General features: G+C 54.9%; 18 protein-coding genes. 1 reads left to right on the top strand and 17 read right to left on the bottom strand.

The window, feature by feature from the left end; genetic code table 11:
- Window positions 1-49: 49 nt before the first annotated feature.
- From HMPREF1153_RS08820 to HMPREF1153_RS08780, 11 genes are all read right to left on the bottom strand, one after another.
- Window positions 50-2,386, bottom strand: a complete 2,337-nt coding sequence (locus HMPREF1153_RS08820) for a hypothetical protein (protein WP_037370421.1) — start codon at window positions 2,384-2,386, stop codon at window positions 50-52.
- 33 nt (window positions 2,387-2,419) lie between these two features.
- A complete protein-coding gene (locus tag HMPREF1153_RS08815) occupies window positions 2,420-3,352 on the bottom strand; it encodes an endonuclease/exonuclease/phosphatase family protein (RefSeq protein WP_009646608.1) in 933 nt (310 codons plus the stop codon).
- Window positions 3,353-3,594: 242 nt separating this feature from the next.
- Window positions 3,595-3,741 (bottom strand): hypothetical protein, encoded by a 147-nt coding sequence (locus HMPREF1153_RS12765; RefSeq protein ID WP_369791804.1) that lies wholly within the window; start codon window positions 3,739-3,741, stop codon window positions 3,595-3,597.
- A gap of 633 nt (window positions 3,742-4,374) precedes the next feature.
- Window positions 4,375-4,509, bottom strand: coding sequence for a hypothetical protein (locus HMPREF1153_RS13170; protein ID WP_255325464.1), 135 nt, complete (start codon window positions 4,507-4,509; stop codon window positions 4,375-4,377).
- A gap of 338 nt (window positions 4,510-4,847) precedes the next feature.
- Window positions 4,848-6,113 carry an RtcB family protein gene (locus tag HMPREF1153_RS08805; protein ID WP_009646648.1) on the bottom strand — a complete coding sequence of 422 codons (1,266 nt, stop codon included), beginning with the start codon at window positions 6,111-6,113 and terminating at the stop codon, window positions 4,848-4,850.
- A 96-nt stretch (window positions 6,114-6,209) separates the two neighbouring features.
- Window positions 6,210-6,422, bottom strand: coding sequence for a hypothetical protein (locus HMPREF1153_RS12760; RefSeq protein ID WP_156810569.1), 213 nt, complete (start codon window positions 6,420-6,422; stop codon window positions 6,210-6,212).
- A gap of 199 nt (window positions 6,423-6,621) precedes the next feature.
- Window positions 6,622-7,659 (bottom strand): ParA family protein, encoded by a 1,038-nt coding sequence (locus HMPREF1153_RS08800; protein ID WP_009646621.1) that lies wholly within the window; start codon window positions 7,657-7,659, stop codon window positions 6,622-6,624.
- A gap of 179 nt (window positions 7,660-7,838) precedes the next feature.
- Entirely contained in the window at window positions 7,839-8,510 is a 672-nt protein-coding gene (locus tag HMPREF1153_RS08795) for a vWA domain-containing protein (protein ID WP_009646580.1), read from the bottom strand.
- Between the two features lie 151 nt (window positions 8,511-8,661).
- Window positions 8,662-9,285, bottom strand: coding sequence for a hypothetical protein (locus HMPREF1153_RS08790; RefSeq protein ID WP_009646614.1), 624 nt, complete (start codon window positions 9,283-9,285; stop codon window positions 8,662-8,664).
- Between the two features lie 93 nt (window positions 9,286-9,378).
- On the bottom strand, window positions 9,379-10,716 hold the full coding sequence (locus HMPREF1153_RS08785) for an MATE family efflux transporter (protein ID WP_009646581.1): 1,338 nt from the start codon (window positions 10,714-10,716) through the stop codon (window positions 9,379-9,381).
- Between the two features lies 1 nt (window position 10,717).
- Complete coding sequence (locus HMPREF1153_RS08780) at window positions 10,718-11,476, bottom strand: YdcF family protein (protein WP_009646576.1); 759 nt, start codon at window positions 11,474-11,476, stop codon at window positions 10,718-10,720.
- 104 nt (window positions 11,477-11,580) lie between these two features.
- Here HMPREF1153_RS08780 and HMPREF1153_RS08775 point away from each other — a divergent pair, with 104 nt between their 5' ends.
- Window positions 11,581-11,925: a cupin domain-containing protein gene (locus HMPREF1153_RS08775; protein ID WP_009646644.1), complete on the top strand. Its 345-nt coding sequence runs from the start codon at window positions 11,581-11,583 to the stop codon at window positions 11,923-11,925.
- Between the two features lie 117 nt (window positions 11,926-12,042).
- Here the strand turns inward: HMPREF1153_RS08775 and HMPREF1153_RS08770 are convergent, their stop codons facing one another.
- The 6 genes from HMPREF1153_RS08770 to HMPREF1153_RS08750 form a co-directional block, all read right to left on the bottom strand.
- Window positions 12,043-12,975 carry an NAD-dependent epimerase/dehydratase family protein gene (locus tag HMPREF1153_RS08770; RefSeq protein ID WP_009646626.1) on the bottom strand — a complete coding sequence of 311 codons (933 nt, stop codon included), beginning with the start codon at window positions 12,973-12,975 and terminating at the stop codon, window positions 12,043-12,045.
- Between the two features lie 112 nt (window positions 12,976-13,087).
- Window positions 13,088-13,276 (bottom strand): Txe/YoeB family addiction module toxin, encoded by a 189-nt coding sequence (locus HMPREF1153_RS12400; RefSeq protein ID WP_232208260.1) that lies wholly within the window; start codon window positions 13,274-13,276, stop codon window positions 13,088-13,090.
- A 49-nt stretch (window positions 13,277-13,325) separates the two neighbouring features.
- Entirely contained in the window at window positions 13,326-13,607 is a 282-nt protein-coding gene (locus tag HMPREF1153_RS08765) for a type II toxin-antitoxin system RelB/DinJ family antitoxin (RefSeq protein ID WP_083847483.1), read from the bottom strand.
- 71 nt (window positions 13,608-13,678) lie between these two features.
- Window positions 13,679-14,518, bottom strand: coding sequence for a dTDP-4-dehydrorhamnose reductase (gene rfbD / locus HMPREF1153_RS08760; RefSeq protein ID WP_009646625.1), 840 nt, complete (start codon window positions 14,516-14,518; stop codon window positions 13,679-13,681).
- A gap of 46 nt (window positions 14,519-14,564) precedes the next feature.
- A complete protein-coding gene (locus HMPREF1153_RS08755; RefSeq protein ID WP_009646636.1) occupies window positions 14,565-16,094 on the bottom strand; it encodes an aminotransferase class I/II-fold pyridoxal phosphate-dependent enzyme in 1,530 nt (509 codons plus the stop codon).
- Window positions 16,091-17,368, bottom strand: coding sequence for a sensor histidine kinase (locus HMPREF1153_RS08750; protein ID WP_037370417.1), 1,278 nt, complete (start codon window positions 17,366-17,368; stop codon window positions 16,091-16,093). The genes HMPREF1153_RS08755 and HMPREF1153_RS08750 overlap by 4 nt, the downstream gene beginning before the upstream one ends.
- Window positions 17,369-17,490 lie beyond the last annotated feature (122 nt).

Genomic DNA, 17,490 nt, shown 5'->3' with positions numbered 1-17,490 from the left:
ATTAAATACATATGAAAAACAGCCATATATACAAGAAGTGACAAACGCCTTATCCTTCCTGTTCTCCAAAACAATCCGACAATTCTTGAATGAATCGATACAGTGTCCCCATATCCAAGAATTTATTACGATACGTCGATTTGTAGGACAGCTCTCCAAAAGTAATCTCATGAAGAACTATCCCATCGTCACCATTCTTTCCGCACGTCAATTTTACTTCATGATATTTTGTACATTTGGTGCGTTTACCATCAATAAGAATCCCTGCACCGGTAAAGAAAAGAGCTTTTTCTCCATTATCAATAATCATGTAGGTATGGCGTGCTACCAGTGGTTCTACCTTCGTATGTATGTCGAGGTAGCGCCGAAACGATTCATCCCCTTTATAAAAAACAAATTTCTGACCATTAGGCTGAACGACATTCTCATTCATCTCTTTTCTCATATCGTCGATCAGTTTCTTTTCTGCCCTTCTCCTCTTCTGAGCCAGTACCGCACTGTCACCGAATAACTCAGGTGCAAACAACTCATGTTCCCTCCGAAGAACTGCGCCAACAGCACTCCCTGGATCAACTGCGATTTCTGGAAGTTCAAGCTCCTGGTCTTTGCAGAAACGATTCAACTTTGCCTCTCTCGCCGTAATAACAGCCATATCATCTCCATCAATTCCCTTGGCGATTCTTCGATACATCTTAATCATCGCAGGCTTTACAATGGCAGAAAAATTGACCCTCTGAAGCGAAATATACGCCTCTTGGTCAAAGCCCCCATTATGCATTGCCTCCTGCGCATCATCAATAACACCACGAACCGAATCAAGATTCTCCTCGACCTGATGAACCGCTTGGTCAATCTGTGAAGACTCACGCAAACATTCATCAATATCAAGCACGGCACGGAAGAGGTCATTCAGATTATCCAGCATACCAAGATAAAGTTCTACTTGATGCATACGCTCGGTATACCGTCGCCCCTTTCCCCGTCTCTCTTCAAACAAGCGGGAAACAGTAATACAGCGCTGCACCTCTGACTGTGCCGTATCCCAAAAGAACTTCTCTGGGTATATACGTTCCTCGTCAAAAACAGATGTCAGCTTATTCCAGCGAACAGAATATTTTCGCACCAAATCAGCCAGAACACGTTGGTATTTTTTCTTTAACAGCAATCTTTGCCGATTCAAAAAATCGGCCTCTGCATCAGACTCAAATTGATCGCTCTCAGGCATCGGATAGAGATACTGCGGGTCAACGCGTTGGAGGAGAACTTCATATCCTTTACGATCGCGCATACGTACATAGAGTCCACTCAATAGCTGCCCGTTGAGAACCTTATTATAATCCTCATTCACCAAAATCCGAAGAATCTTTGCCGCCTCAGCATCTTCTCTCATCCGCAAATACGCAATTGCGCAGAGTTCGAGAACCTCATTTGAGCCGCCCGACATACGAATCGCTTCTCGAATCATATCAAGAACTTTATCACGATAGGGCTCATAATTTCCTATTCCAAGAAGAATATCCACATGTTCCAACAAACACGAAGCCGCAATCGAATCTTCTCGCAGGACACGAATATGCTCAAATTCCCGATACTTCTTGAAATGATCCATCGCCTTTTTTCTGTAATCAAGGCGAAGTTCTTCAGTAATGTCAAGATCTTTATTCTCTGCGATGTAGTTTGCGGCATTTCCAAAGAAATACCAGAACGGCGGATAGGCAGCAAATTTCTCTTTTATGGAGTCCAGACGCTCGTATTTTCTGATATCATCCGTATCCATCAATATCCTATTGTACTGATTGATTTGCCGCTCCGTCAAACGGTACTCATCTTTGAACCCATAAGTCTCAGCCAGTCTCCACGCCGTATCGAACAGTTCCCTCCGCAGGGCATTGAACTGCTCCATCGCCGCACGCTGAAGTTTCCACTCATCCTTTTCACGCTGAAGCAGATACTCGTTCTTGTTGCGTCGATAATTCATATAGCCGACACCGACCTGTGAAGCCAATGAAAACGCCATCGTATACGGGTCTGTTCCTGCGACAAACACGCCAAAGTTCGGGACTGCTGCCCAGAGCGCGTTCCGCATTTTCTCTTGGTATTCCCGCTCGATGAATTTTCGATCACCTTCCTGAATCTTAAAATAGGTGATCGTATCGAGCAGCTGTCTCAGGATGCGGAGAAGAGCCTCATCCTTCGGTATTTTCTCGAGATCAAGGTTGTTCAGTATCGTATCATATTCCTGTTCCAATATGTTGAGGTCATCGTAGGCGATAATCTGCGATATGGACACCGTACACATATTTAGTGCATAGGCGGCACGGTGTTTTTCTTCATCCGTATACACACGTTCCTGCTTGTCGTCGTGGACCGATTCTCTGTTACTCATGATAGACTCCTTCCATGAATCAGCTGCGAGCAATTATTTAAGACTCATTGTCATAATAATTGGTACATGATCCGACACTGTTTTGAAGTACGTTTCAAAATCGCCTCCGCAATATGTTGCAACCGCATCAATTCTCTTTACATCAATATGAATGCCAGAAAACCGCTCCAAGTCATAGGAGAAATGGTCATAATTATTTGCATATCCTTCGCCTACGCAAGTGGACGTATCAACATCCTGACCACCATTGTCAAAATTTCGCTTCAATGTAGTCTTTTCATTTTGAACGGTTTGTATCTTCTTGCCACCCCACCGATTTGCAGTCTCAATATCCGCCACATAAAAGCCTGATATATTCAAAGCTCTTCTAAGCTCAGCGTTGTAGTCACCCAAGACGATCGTATATGAGGGTCGCCCTTTATAGTAGATGCGATCTTCGACCTGAGGATATACTTCCTTCAAGAGGTTATCCAGTTCTTGGCGTCTCTGATCTCTGTCCGTGAAATGTGTATGCACGCACAGCAGACGTATCTCAAAATACGAACCTCCCCGCCCGACAAATCGTGCATAGTACGGCTTGCGCGTCATTAGATCACGTCTTAGACGGCATATCCGTGGATAAAACGTCCGCTTTGTGCCATCTTTCAATTTTGCAACTGGCAGACGAAACCTTTTCTTCTTCCACAGGAACGCGTATCCTTCCGAGCGGGGATCGGTTTCCGATTCCGCATGCGCCCACGCAAATCCCCATTCTTTTGTGCCTAATTCATATAGGATAGAACGTTTTAGCATGTCCTGTTCTAAAGAGAGTGCCTTTCCCTCGCTTAAAACTTCCTGCAGAGCAACGACATCAAAATCCTCTTTTCGGATGATCTCGGCGATCTTGGATAAATCTCTTGGATGTTCTTTTCCCATCGCCGTCTGTCCGAGATTTTTCAGATTAAACGATCCGATGCGATAGCTCATCCCATCACTTCCTCTCTATTCATTTAGCACCTTCACCGCACTCCCCTTGACTCCGCGGCCACATATCAATGCCGTTCCCATACACATCGGCAATAATCCGATAGACACCCCCATCCTCCGAAATAACCCTCGTCGGGGGAAGGCGGTCGAGGACGGCTTCGACGGAGGTGCCGCTATAGTCGAAGGTGACGTGGCAAAGTTCGCCCGCGTACATGAACTGGATGCGTTTGCGGAACTCGCCGTCACTGAATTTTTTTGCTGTGAACCGCACGGAAGTTCGCACCCGTCGGCTCGAATTTCACGATGCGATCGATGGGGAAGATGGTCAGGAAGTCTTTGCGCCCATCCGCCAGATAGGCGATGAGATAGAAATAATACTCGGAGAACATGATGGCGGCAAGATTCACCTCATGTGCGCACTCTGCGACGTCCTGACAGCAGTAGGAGATGCGTATGGTATGGTATGGTATGCTGTGCCGTCATGTGCCGCGAGAATTCCCAAATCGCAGAGAGGAATTTTTCCCGTGGCGCAGCGGGACATAGTAATGCTGCTCACTGCAGATCAGCTTCCTTACCTGTGCGCGATCCCCGATGCGGTCTGCTGCAGCAGCTTCTTTAGAAAGGTATCGAGCTCCTCGATATCGCGCTAAATGATCTCATCCGCCACGGCGAATTTCTGTGTCAGAGCCGCCTTGCGGATAACCTAGCCCCAACTCAGCTGCTCGTGCAGCTTCAGCAGTCGAAAGGCCTTGTTCTTCTTAAGATCAATCTCCATCATTCACGTTCTCCATACGTTGTCATCTCATCATAGCCATCGACATGGACAGATTCCGGGCGAGTAATGTTATTTTCCCTAGACAAGTATGAAAGGATTCGTCCTATAATATTATATTGCCGTTTTTAACTTCTTTCTAATTATATCATGAGGATCGCCAATAAACAACTGTTTTCTCGCATAATACAAACTATTGTATACCTTTTTAGTACACGATCGATCCCCTGCCTACGACAAACAGAGCTGCTCAGCTCGCCTTGAAATTATAGCTCGGCTTCACCGCCTCGGTCACATCCGCGGCATCCTCAATCATCCTTGCGTAGGCGACCGCCATTCCATATCGCCCGCGTATCAGCACATCGACCGTGCAATAGCCGTCCATTCGGCACACAGAGTACAGGTTCTGCACAAATTTCACCAACCCGAGCCGATAAAGACAGTTTTGCACGGCGGTTGTACCGTGCGGAGTGCACGCTACAAATCCTTCAAAATGCTCATATCACTCGCCTCCTAAATCGCGCCGGCGGCGAAGTTCTTTTCGCTGTTGATGCGGAGTATCACATCTGCCTCTTCGTCAAGCGATACCGTCAATTCTCCCATCACCCTCTGCACCTCTGGTAGGCAAGATCCCCATCCTTCCCCATGAGCATGACGAACACCTTCTGAGCCTTTTGCAATACTCCTCCACGCGAGAGCACACGCCGCACGTCTTCCATCCGTTCACAACGATAGCATCTCTTTCCCGCCTTCATTCTCCTCCACCGCCCCCTTCGGGCCTCCTGCCTTGAAGTTATAAACCGGCTTCAGAACCTCGATGACGTCGACGGAATCGCGGATCACGTCGATGATGTCAGCGAGTGACTTGTAGGCCATCGGTGCTTCATCGAGCGTGCCTTCGCCGATGCTCGTCGTGTAGACGCCCGCCATTTCCTTTTGGAATTCCTCAAGCGTGAAGCGCTCGCGTGCCGTCGTCCTTGACATGAGCCGACCTGCGCCGTGCGGGCCGGAGTAGTTCCACTCGGGATCGCCGCGGCCGACAGCGAGGATGCTGCCGTCGCGCATGTTGATCGGGATGAGGACGCGCTCGCCCTGGTGAGCGGCGATCGCACCCTTTCGAAGGATCATTTCTTCCGTGTCGATGTAGTTGTGCACCGTATGGAACGCTTCGCTCGGCGTGACGCCGATGTGCTCAAGCAGTTTCTCGGCGATCTTTTCGCGGTTCAATCTTGCGAAGCGCTGGCAGATCGCGATGTCGTGCAGGTAGTCGTCGAGGTACTTGCCGAAGAGAAAGGCAAGGTCGGGCGGCACGGTCATCTTCGTCGGACGAAAGTTCCGATGCAGTTCCTTGATCGCTTCCTGCAGCTCGGCGCGCCGCCCTTCCGCCTTGTAACGGCGGATCATCTCGTCTCGTGCCGCAAAGAGCGCCGCCTTGCCATGCGCGAGGTCGATGGCGAGCGACTGATAGATCTCGGCAACCTGCGTGCCGAGACTGCGGCTGCCCGTGTGAATGACGAGGTAGTTCGTACCATCCGCCGCATGGTCGATCTCGATGAAGTGGTTGCCGCCGCCGAGCGTGCCGAGTGCCTTGGCGATGCGCTTGACGTTCTTGAGATCGCGGTAGCAGCGAAGCTCCGTGAAGTCGAACTTCGTCTGCCGCCCCTCCCACAGCTGTCTGCCCGACGGGATGATGTGCGCCGCCTCGTCGACCTTGGCGAGGTCGAGTTCCTTCTTTCCGAGGTTTACCGTATACATGCCGCAGCCGATGTCGACGCCGACGAGGTTCGGCACGACCTTGTCCGTGACCGTCATCGTCGTGCCGATCGTGCAGCCCTTGCCCCAGTGAACATCGGGCATGATGCGGATCTTCGCACCCTCGGCGAATTCGTAGTCGCACATGCGCCGGATCTGCTCGACGGCTTCGTCTTCAATGACCTTCGCATAGGCGATCGCCGTCGCGGCCTTTCCCTTGATTTCCAATCGTTCCATCGTATTACCTCCTCCGCTTCTTGATATTTCGATATTTCGATATGCCAGCCCGACAGATTGCCCGTCGGGCTGGCAACCTTTCCCGGAAACCGTCCTTCACTTCGTACGCTTCACGCGCTTTTCCCCGCCTTCGTCACGACGCCGCGAGCGCCTGCCAAAGACACACGAGCCGCAAAACGACGGGCGAATCCCCGTCATCAGGCATGTGGGGCACGGGCTTACGACGCAGTGCACGATGCCCAGGTGATACAGGCAATCCTCGCACGGTGGAGATACGAAACGTTGCATCATCTGCAAGACATCCATCAAAGGCACCTCCCATAAGTGTGCAGTCATTCACTCTTATCCCTTTTTCTGCTCCCATTATACCAAGTCGCTTCGCTCCGAGGTCGCCTGTCATGCGACATCATCAAATTCCTTGCTTTCATTATAGTAAGAGGCATGGACAGATTTTGTCCATGCCTCAAAATATTTTTCAAGTCTTTTGCTGCGGAAATCGCACTTCGTATCACCAAATACTGTTGCTGATAAAGTGCAGCTGATTCTTTATCTTATTCACTGACTCATTGACCTCGACTCTAACCCGTTGGATGGTCACGCTTTCTCCCGGATTCAGCAACTCGATTGGCTTGGACTGCGCACTTGATATTCGCCCGCTGCCAAGGAAATCATCAAGCAGAACGATATGATTTTCCGGATTTCTTGTAGTGAAATGGAGAATATTTCTAGCTACAAGATCTCTGATCTGCTCAAGATACAGCCGTGTTTGACGATTCGGCTCATTGCGCGCTCCGGCACGCGTGGACCAGCCACAGTGTGTCAAAACGACCAATTGAATTTTCGGAGAATGCGAATCATGCGGCATAATCCTACGAAAAGGACTCGACGGATCAGATAATGTCTGCAACAGAAGTTTGAACGAATTGATGGACTGCTGATCGGTTCTGACCGGCACGATCAAAGCATCTGTAGCATGCCATGCCAGATGCGTCGCCCCCGCGAAAAACGGCGATGTATCAATAAGGCATTTATCCGTTTCGGTTTCTTCCATTTCACGCCGAATCTCTGCCCTCAGAGAAAACAGCATACGATCGAGCAGATCCTGTTGCTGCTGTCCGGCTACGCTCATCGCCTGCCCCATAGCAACAGCCATTTGTGAAGGAAAATTATACAGCGCATCTGCCGATGGAATGAAGTACACACTTCGATCTCGAAAATAAAGATTCGTAGCACCCACATATTGTGCAACACGACTGGCATTCCCCAAGCCGGGCATGAAGTATGGCAGCAGCATATCATATGCCGACACTTGCACGGATTGGTAATATGTATCATTATAAAAATAAGAAAGATTTCCCTGCGGACATGTATCGACAGCAAGCAAATTTTCTACCAAATAAGACAGATTGAATGCCAACGAGGTTTTTCCTATTCCACCGCGAAGGTTGCAGATACAATATGTAGGAAATTTTGGCAACGATAATGGCTCTGCCTTATTTTCTGCAATAGCATTTTGCCGCATCAATAGCGCATCTGTAAAACACATAAAAGTATACCACCTTCCAAATGATCTCTATATTATTATTCTTCTTCCTCATATTATATATAAATCTGCAGAACTAATCAACAAGATTCTTACCACGAAGTTTCATCATATCCTTAACGATATAAAAAAACCGCCTTCCCAACAAGGTTAGGCGGTTTCCCAAAAGCATTTTTCTTTCCTTACTTTTTCCCCCGCGCCTTTTTGCAATACTCGGCAATGGGGAGACTCCAGCCGGCAGTTACGGCGCCCGTCTTGATGAAGCTCGCGGTCATCTCGCCGAGCGAGGCGAAGTTTTCGCGCACACCGCCCGCATCGCACGCAAACTCCACGGAGTTTTCCCGACGGATGCCGAGATCGCCCGCGACGGCAACGGCATCCATGTTCGCGCCGAGGAATACGAACTCCCAGCCGTGCTTTTTCTCCTGATGCTCAATGAGCTTCTTAACCTTCTTCGCCGTGTAGCGAACGCTTGAATTTTCAAGACCGTCGGTCGTGATGACGAACATCGTGCGCACGGGACGATCCTCTTCTCGCGCATACTTGTGAATGTTGCGAATGTGCTGGATCGAGTCGCCGATGGCGTCGAGAAGCGCCGTGCAGCCGCGCGTGAAGTATTCGCGCCCCGTCAGCGGCGCGACCTTCCCAATGGGCACGCGGTCGTGAATGACCTCGACCTCGTCGTCAAAGAGCACGGTGGAAACGAGGATGTCCGTGCTTTTTTCCTGTTGGCGGCGCAGCATACCGTTGAAACCGCCGATGGTGTCCGATTCCAAGCCCGACATCGAGCCGCTGCGGTCGAGGATGAATACGAGTTCCGTCCTGCCCTGCGCTGCTTTCTTCTCTTCCGTCATGATGAGCATCTCCTTTTTTTGCTAACAATGTTTTCTCTTCTGTGAAATCATTGTAACAAGAAAAAGAGGCTGCAAGGTCGCACGGCGGGCGACATCTGCGGTGCAGGGCCTACATGCGGACGCAGAGCAAACACCAGACCAGACATTCATCTCACGGCAGCGTTTCCATGCCCAATTCGTACAAGGCGTTGTTGACCTCGTCGAGGTCGCCGATGCCCTTCTCGACGCAGAACTTCACGGCAAGATCGAGCCGGCTCGCCGAGGAGAATGCGTAGCCTGCGCTCGCCAAGAGATCCACGGCATCGTCAAGGGTGAGCTGCAGCACGATGATGAAGGCGTAGAGCGTCTTCGCCTTCGGTCGGTAGTCCTTGCGGCGCATCTTGGAAAAGAGCTTGCGGTCGACGCCCGCCTTCTGATAGACTTCGACTTCGTTCCGCCCACGCTCGCGTATCAGGCGCAGAAGCCGTTCAGAGCACGTTTCTTCCGCCTTGTTTAGCCGACTTTTCAGATTCGATAGGAAGGAGCCGAGCACCGCCCCAACTGCGGGAATCGGACGATCCTTTTTCAGCGGCTTGCCGTCAGGCGCATACCGCCTGCGCTCCTCTTCGCACGATTCCAATTCACACGGCATTTCCAGCATATGCGGCGCTTCACTCAGCGGCGCTTCATCCGGCGCCTCGCCTTCGGGGCGCCAGAAGCGATCAAGATAACGGCACAGCTCCTTGATCATGCCGCGATCGGCTGGCTTCGTGCTGATGCGATTCTCACGATCCATACGAACACTCCTCCTGCGTTGTTTGCCTATTTTCATGTTGTTTAGTTATATTTTAACATGAAGCCCTAGGAGGTCAAGCCGCAGCCGCTCGGCTCACCTCACTTCCTTCGGCAAGCGCCGAACTGTCATGACATACGCGATGGCGAGCGGTACGCATGAACCGAGCCAGGCCATGGGATTGCCTAGGCAGGCGCCGAGGAAGCCGAGGGCGTCGACGAGCACGATGCCCGCCGTCGCGCGCATGATGAGCTCCATGACGCCGGCGACGGTCGGCACGATGGACTGTCCGAGTCCCTGCAGCGTATAGCGGAAGATGAAGAGCAGCGACAAGATCCAGTACGTCAGGCCGTTGACGAGAAAATACGTCTGCCCGAGCCGGATCGCTTCCGCTTCGCCTGCGCCGACGAAAAGCTCCATCAGATACGGCCCTGCCGCGATGACGAATGCACCCGCCGCGAGGCTGAAGCCGACGGACATCCGACAGCACGCCTGCACGCCCGTGCGGATGCGGCTGAACTTGCCCGCACCGTAATTCTGCGCCGTATACGCTGCCATGGCCGCGCCGAACGACATCATCGGCATCATGGCGATCGTGTCGACCTTCTGCGCCGCCGCATACGCCGCGACGGGCACTGCCCCCAGACCATTCAGCGCGACCTGCAGGATCACGGCTCCGAAGGCGATGATCGTCGCTTGAAAGCCCATGGGCAGACCGATGGCGAGATGCATGCGCAAAAAGCTCCACGAGAGCCGCCAATCCTCGCGTCGCACATGAAGCTCAGGCACGCGCCTTGCGATGTAGACGAGAAAAATCCCCGTTGCAAGAGCCCACGAAACTACGGTTGCGAATGCCGCGCCCGGAATACCCCAGCCGAATGCGAGCAGAAAAAGCACTTCAAAGGCAATGTTGATGGCGATGCCGACCCCGATGATGACGGTTGGCATCTTGCTGTCGCCTAGGGCGCGCAGGATATTCGCCGCCATCAATGCGGCAGTGGCGAAGACCGCTCCGCCGCAGATAATCGAAAAGAATGCCGTCGCATCGTCCAGAAGTTCGGGCGGCGTGTTCATGAATTCGAGCAACGGGCGACAGCCGAAGAAGCCGACGACGCTCAAGAGGACGGCGATCGAGAAGGAGAGTACCGCGCATGCCGCCGCGCTTTTTCTGACGCCTGCGGCGTCCTTCGCGCCGTAGCGCTGCCCCGTGCAGATGGCCAGCCCCGAGGTCAGACCGATGACGAAGCCGAGCATCAGAAACATCAGGCTGCCCGTGCAGCCGACGGCAGCCAGCGCTTCGATCCCGAGGAAGCGCCCGACGAGCAGCGTGTCGATGAAGGCGTAGAGCTGCTGCATGATATTGCCCGCGATGAGAGGCAGTGTGAAGAAGAGGAGAAGCTTCGCGGGGCTTCCCTCGGTCATATCTTTTGCCATGTCATTTCCCCAGGCAGTATGTGACGACGGTGCGCAAACATTCCTGCAGCACGACGGCATTCGTATGCAGCGCGTCCGCCGAAGGCGCGAGCTTCACAACATGAAAGATCGGATGATGGCTGACCATGTAATCCGTCGGGTACGGCACGACCTCGATGCCGAGTTTCTCGTAGTTCAGGACGGAACGCTTCATGTGGAAGGCGCTCGTGACGAGGATCGGGCGCACGAGGCCGTGCTCCTTGAGGATCTTCGCCGTATAGGCCGCATTCTGCACCGTGTTCTGGCTCGCGCCCTCGACGAGGATGCGGCTCTCGGGGATGCCAAGGGAAACGAGCGTGCGCTTGGCGAGCAGCGCTTCCTTGCCGCTCTCCTGGAACACCTGCCCGCCCGATACGAGGATCGGCAGGTCGAGCTTCTGCGCGAGCCGCACGGCGGTCAGAAGGCGCGTCGACGGACTTGCCGTCAGCGCACCCTCGCCATCGACGTCGGGCGCATCGGAGAAAGCGCCGCCGCCGAGCATGATGACGACGTCTCCCTCAGGCTTCGCGGGCGGCGCGTAGGCATCTTCGAGCGCACCCATGAGCACGTCGGCGACGAGATATGTCGACAGGAGGTAGAACACTGCGGTAATGAGCACGATCGCCTTCGCCGCGAAGCGCTCGCCCCTCTTCCATGCGAAATAAGCAAGGACGAGAAAGGCGAGAAAAAAGATACCGGGCGGCAGAAAAAAACTCGCCCCGAATTTCAGAAACTGGATCATCGAACAATTTCCCTTTCCTGGAAAAGAGGATTCCGCGAAGAATCCGCGAATAAAAGCAATAAGTATAAAGAAGTAGAATAAAACAGTGAAAAGGAGCGAACCACATGGCAATTCTGCAAGAAAACATCGAAGTCCGCAAGAACGCCGCAGGCGGCAAAGGAGAGGTCAGCTTAGAGCACCTGCTCGGCAAGGAGCAGATGGGCGACAAGTGCTCGACCTTCGCACGCGTCACGATCAAGCCTGGCTCGTCGCTCGGCTACCATCAGCACAAGGGAAACAGCGAGACGTACTTCATCCTGCAGGGCAAGGGCGTCTACAACAACAACGGCACGGAGGTCGAAGTCGGTCCCGGCACGACGACCTTCTGTCCCGATGGCGAGTTTCACGGCCTGTCGAACGAAAACGGCACGGAAGATCTCGTGTTCATGGCGCTGATCATCAACAGCTGAATATACTTCCATGGAAGCGCTGATACATTCAGCCGCCCCATCTTCGCATGTCTGCGCGACTTCATTTCATCCGCGCTCTCTAAAAAAAGAACCTGCCAAGGCAGGTTCTTTTTTTTACTAGCCCTCGCACTTGCCGCAAAAGTACTCGTATGTGCGCCGAAGCCCCTCGGCGAGCGTAGTGGCAGGCTGCCAATCGAGGCCGCGACGGGCGCGGCTGTTCGAAAGCATCGACTTGTAGATGTCTCCCTCGCGCTCCGCGCCGTACTTTGGGACAATCTCGCGCCCGCAGATCTCCGCGAGGAGCGATACGAGCTCGCGAAGGCTCGTCTCCGTCTGCGTCGAGAGGTTGTAGGCGGCATTCACTTCCTCGGTACGAAGCGCCGCCAAGATGCCCTCGGCGATGTCGCCCGCATAGACGAAGTCGCGCGTCTGCTCGCCATCGCCGTAGATCGTGATGTCACGCCCCTCGGCCACCGCCTTGGCGAAGATGCTGATGACGCCGCCCTCGCCGCCGTCGCCCTGGCGCTCGCCGTAGACGTTCGCAAAACGCAGGACGACGTACTCCATGCCGTAAATCTTACGATACATCTCAAGGTACTTCTCCACCGAGAGCTTCGACAGGCCGTAGAACGACATCGGCTCCGTCGGCTGCGCTTCGCGCACGGGCAGGTCGTCCTCCTTCACGTCCCCATAGGCGGCGGCGGTCGAAGCGAAGATGACGCGCTTGACGTTCGCCCCGCGTGCCGCTTCCAAGACCTGTACCGTTCCTAGGAGGTTCTCGCGCGTATCGAGAAGCGGATTTTTGATCGACGTGTCGACCATCGTCTGCGCCGCAAGGTGGACGATGGCGTCGAAAGCTCCCGCCGCCACGACCTTCGGCAGCTCCTCATCCAAGATGTCCATCTCGACGAGCTTCGCTTCGGGCGGCAAATTCTCGGCAAGCCCCGTCGACAAATTGTCAAGCGCCGTCACGTTCTCACCCTTCGCGAGAAGATGGCGCACGAGATGCGAGCCGATGAAGCCCGCGCCGCCGGTCACCAGTATATTCAAATGCAGCACCTCCTAAACAAAATGCAGCCATGCCGCATGACTCAGCGAACCCATTATAGCCCACTCATGCGGATGCGTCAAATCAGCGTGAATCAGCTGCATATAACAAACCTTAATCATAATGACCCCTGCAAGAGAAAATCTGTAACGAATCATCCGAAATGCAATAAATCAAGCGATTCTTTTCATCGATCCTGCGGCTCCACAGACCACCCAATTCACCACGAAGCGGCTCAGGTTTGCCGATCCCCTCAAAAGGATTCCTCTCAATATCTCTCAATAAGATATTTATCCTTTTCAAGGTCTTCTTGTCCTACATCTGCCAATAGAGGTAATCCTCCCATGCCTCATCAAACCAGCGCTTCTCCATCGTCTTCAACCTCGATCAAATCATGCTTTGCGAATTTCCCTGCCTTGAAGGCGGCAATGCCGCGACGAATATGAGCCATATTGCTTTCTGAATAAAACGGATCCGGGTCAGCTGAAAGTTCAAATGGAATTTTCCTGTCGCGCACTACACGTTTTGCAAAAATCAAAAACGCCACGGATATCGGAAGACCTATTTCATCACAAACCTTGCCAAACTGCAAAGATAACGCCTCATCCATACGAATCACTACATCCTGCGCCATGAAATTCCCCTCCTTCAAGCAAAGAATATTATTCTGCAAAAATAAAATCGCCAGACGCTCGCACGGATGCGTCAAATCAGCTCGACATACCGCGCGACGGCGTCGCGCCAATCGGGCAGACGCGAAAAGCCCGCGTCATCGAGACATTTCTTCGACAGACGCGAATTCTTGGGCCGCTTCGCCTTCGTCGGATATTCCTCCGTCTTGATCGCCTTCACGCGCGTCTTCTTTCCCGCACAGCGAAGAGCCTCCGCCGCAAGTTCCGCCCACGAGCATGTGCCCTCGTTCGTCGCATGGTAGACGCCGTACTTTTGCGTCTCGATCATGTCGGCGAGCAGGCGCGCGAGGTCGCGCGTATATGTCGGCGAGCCGATCTGGTCGCCGACGACGGAAAGCTCCTCGTGCGTTTCGGCAAGGCGCAGCATCGTCTTGATGAAATTCTTGCCGTTTTCTCCAAAGACCCACGAGATGCGCACGATGAACAGCTCTTCGAGCGCTTCTCGCGCCGCCTCTTCGCCGAGAAGTTTCGACTCGCCATAGACGTTGCACGGCGCCTTCTCATCCTCCGGCTCGTAGAAGTCCTCGCCCGTGCCGGGAAATACGTAGTCGGTGCTGATGTAGAGGAACTTCGCGCCGATCTCCTTCGCGAGACGCGCGAGTTTGCCCGTCGCCGCCGCATTCACCTCGCGGCAAAGCTCCGGCTCGTCCTCGGCCTTGTCCACTGCCGTATACGCCGCGCAGTGGATGATCGCCGTCGGTCGATGCGCCTCGACGAAGCGGCGCATTGCCGCAAAATCCGTCAAGGAGAAGTCGCTCCTCGATGCGCCCTGCGCCTCGATGCCGCGCGCGAGAAGCTCGCGCATGACGTCGAAGCCCAGCTGTCCGCTCACACCCGTGACAAGCACCTTCATAGAAATCCCCTTTCCCTATAGCGAGCACGCCTGACGCGCGGCACACTCATTCCTCCTGCTCCACATCGTCCGCGAGCACGCGCAGCGTCCGAAGCGATGCGTCCGCCGCGCCCGTAACTTTGAGCCCCGCCGCCGCCATCGCCTCGATGTAGCGGCAGACCTCCGCCGTAAAGACCTCGCCCGTGCAGATCACAGGGATGCCCGGCGGATAGAAGGCGATGGTTTCCGCCGCGATGCGCCCCGCCGCCTCGCGCAGGCGGCAAGGGACAGAGCGGCGATAGAACGCCTCGCGCGGTGGGATTGCCACGGGAGGCGCGGCGGGAAGGCGCACGGTGACCTGCGCTTTTCCGCCATCGGGCACGGCGGACGCAATCGCTGCCGCAGCGGCAGTCGCCGCTTGCGCCGTCCGGCGCTGCGCCAAAGAGCGCAATGCCGCCAAGAGCCTTCCTACGCTTTCTGCCGTATCGGCATAGGTGAGGAGAAAGAGCACGTTTTGTGCATCGAAAAGCTCCGCCTCGATCTTGTGCTCATAGCGCAGGATATGCGCGGCCTCTGCGCCCGTCAGGCCGAGTCCCGTGACCGTCACCGTGAGCTTCAGCGGGTCGAGCGCGAATGCTCCTGCGCCTCCCATGCGCTCTTCGCCAAAAGAGAAGAGCCCGGGCGTCGCATTCACCTCGCGCCTAAGTTTCCGTGCGAGCCCCACGGTGCGAGCAAGATGTGCCGCGCCCACTTCTGCCATCTGCAGGCGAGCGATGTCGAGGGATGCCAGCAGCAGGTAGTTCGGGCTCGTCGATGTCAGGAGGCTCATCGCCCGCTGCACGCACTCTTTTTCGATGCGCCCCTCGCGGAGCAGCAAGAGCGACGCCTGCGTCATCGCGCCGAGGAGCTTGTGCGTGCTCTGCGCGACGAGATCGGCGCCCGCCGCGATCGCCGACTCCGGCAAATCGTCGGAGAAAGCGAGATGCGCGCCGTGCGCCTCGTCGACGAGGAGTGCCATGCCCGCCTCGTGCACGATCTCGGCGATGGCACGCACGTCGGAGGCGACGCCGTAATACGTCGGCGAAACGAGCAGCAGCGCCTTCGCCTCAGGATGCAGACGGCACGCCTCGCGCACCGCCTCCGTACTAAGCCCGTGCGCTATGCCGAGCGCCTCGTCAACGACCGGCTCGATGTAGAGGGGATGCGCGTCGGAAAGCACGAGGCCGCCGAAAACGGAGCGATGCACATTGCGCGGCACAAGCACGGCATCGCCCGGCGAGAGCGCGGCCACGAGCATCGCATGGATCGCGCCCGTCGTGCCGTTGACGGCGAAAAAGGCCGCATCCGCTCCATAAAGCGCGGCGGCGAGATCCTGCGCCTCCTCGATGCAGCCCGTCGGCTCGTGCAGATCGTCAAGCTCTTCCATCAGAGAGACCTCTTCTCGAAGGCCTGCTTCCGTCACGAGTTCGCGCAAGAGCGCATGCGCCCCCAGCCCCTGCTTATGTCCGGGCGTATGAAAGGCGAGAGCGCCCTCCTCCCGATACGCGCACATGGCGGCGGCGAGCGGCGCGCGTCTTTGTCTTTCGTCCGCCGTCACTTCTTCGCAGCCTTTTCGGGGGCAAGCACGTTCGGACGGAACGGCATGCGCAGATGGATGCACGTTCCCTTGCCGATCTCCGAGATGATGTTGAGTTCCGCGCCGATGATGGCGGCGCGCTCTCTCATGCCGAGGAGTCCGTACTGACCGTAAGCGTTCCTCGATATGGGATCGTTGACGTCGCGATCGTCGTCAAACTGCTCTTCCTCGCTCGGCACGGCATCCTCTTCTGCGTCGGGATCGAAGCCCCTGCCCTCATCCTTGACCGTGATGGCTAGCGCCGAAGCCGTGTAGAGAATACGCACCTCCGCCTTCTTGACGCCCGCATGGCGGCTGACGTTGTTCAGGGATTCCTGCACGATGCGGAAGATGCTGACCTCGGCATACTTCGCGAGCTTCTGCTCCTCGCCCTCCACGGCGATGGAAGCATCGAGCATGCCGCGCTCGCGCATCTTGCTGATCAGCTGGCGCAGCGCCGGCTCAAGGCCGAGATCGTCGAGCGACATCGGGCGCATGTCGAAGATGATCTGGCGCATGTCCGTCAGGCAGCCGCGAATGTGCTGGCGAAGCTCCTGCAGGCCGCGCTTCGCCTCCTCGGGATCGCGGTCGACCATGCGCTCGATGATCGACGCCTGAAAGATGAGGTTCGCAATGTCCTGCGCTGGGCCGTCGTGCAGCTCACGCGAAACGCGCAGGCGCTCCTCCTCCTGCGCCTTGATGATTTGCGCACCGACAAACTTGCTCTTCTGCGCCTCCTCGATCTGCCAGACGACGCCGTTGATCTGATCGCTCAGATAGCTCAAGACCGAGCCGATGCAGATCGCCAGATGCTCCGCCGTCTTCAAGATTTCCTTCAAACCGTGCAGGCGAAGCTCCAAGGCGTCGCGCTGCGCACGAAGCTGGTTCTCCTTCTCCCGCGCCACGCTCAGCTCGATCTGAATGTCCTTGACCGACTCGTAATGCTCGCGTATGCGCTCCTCCGAATAATTGCCGAAGTCGCTGCTCGTCTCGGCTAGCTTCTTCTTCTCCCGCTGCTCGATTTCCGAAAGCTCGTCTACCTTCTCGATCGTCTGGCGTGTAAGTTCCCGCAGATCCTCAAGTGTGCGCCGGCTCGACTCGACCTCGCCGCGCGCCGCCTCGTAGATGCCGAAGATCTGCGTCTTATTCGTCTCGATCGTGCTGACTGTATTCTTGAGAATATTATCCAGCGACTTGGCGCTGAGCTTGTCGATCTGAGTGCGAGGAAACTCCGATCCGCTCTTCTCCTGCTCCATAAACATCGCCGCCCCCTTTTCCCACTAAAGATATTCATTTCATTATATACCAGACGCGGCCTCATATTCAAGGAGTTTGATGCAAACATCAGCGCATAGAGCACAAATCGCTTGATTTTCCA

Origin of the sequence: Selenomonas sp. CM52, from assembly GCF_000292955.1 — a bacterium.
GTDB lineage: Bacteria > Bacillota > Negativicutes > Selenomonadales > Selenomonadaceae > Selenomonas.
Note: the sequence above shows the minus strand (reverse complement) of the source record. Positions and strands in the feature narration are given on the sequence as shown.